At 42.8% G+C, this 346-nt stretch carries 1 protein-coding gene; it reads right to left on the bottom strand.

Annotated elements, in window-relative coordinates; all coding sequences use genetic code 11:
- Nucleotides 1–41 precede the first annotated feature (41 nt).
- Complete coding sequence (gene cspD / locus DBV35_RS29545; protein ID WP_015863587.1) at nt 42–242, bottom strand: cold-shock protein CspD; 201 nt, start codon at nt 240–242, stop codon at nt 42–44.
- Nucleotides 243–346 lie beyond the last annotated feature (104 nt).

The following is a 346-nucleotide window of genomic DNA, read 5'->3' as shown; positions in this document are numbered from 1 at the left end:
CTTCCGATCTCTCCCGTTCTCTCGTCTATGTCAACGAAGTCTTATAATTTGACAACGTTCGCTGCTTGCGGTCCGCGGTTTCCTTGGACGATTTCAAACGAAACTTCTTGGCCTTCTTCTAACGTTTTGAACCCTTCACCTTGGATCGCCGTGAAGTGGACGAATACGTCGGAACCGCCTTCCACTTCGATGAAACCGTAGCCTTTTTCGTTGTTAAACCATTTAACTTTACCGTGTTGCATAATACTGAATTCCTCCTAATACCTTTAGCCCTTAGGCTAACTTAAAGATTTTTTATCAAATAACGGAATATACTTCACAGCCATCTAAGGTGAGCAAACATGAT

The organism is Acuticoccus kandeliae (assembly GCF_003073115.1).
This window is presented reverse-complemented; position numbering and strand designations above follow the sequence as displayed.

Coding starts and splice junctions, on each gene's coding strand:
- cspD (WP_015863587.1), bottom strand. CDS start 242: ATGCAACACGGTAAAGTTAAATGGTTTAACAACGAAAAAGGCTACGGT.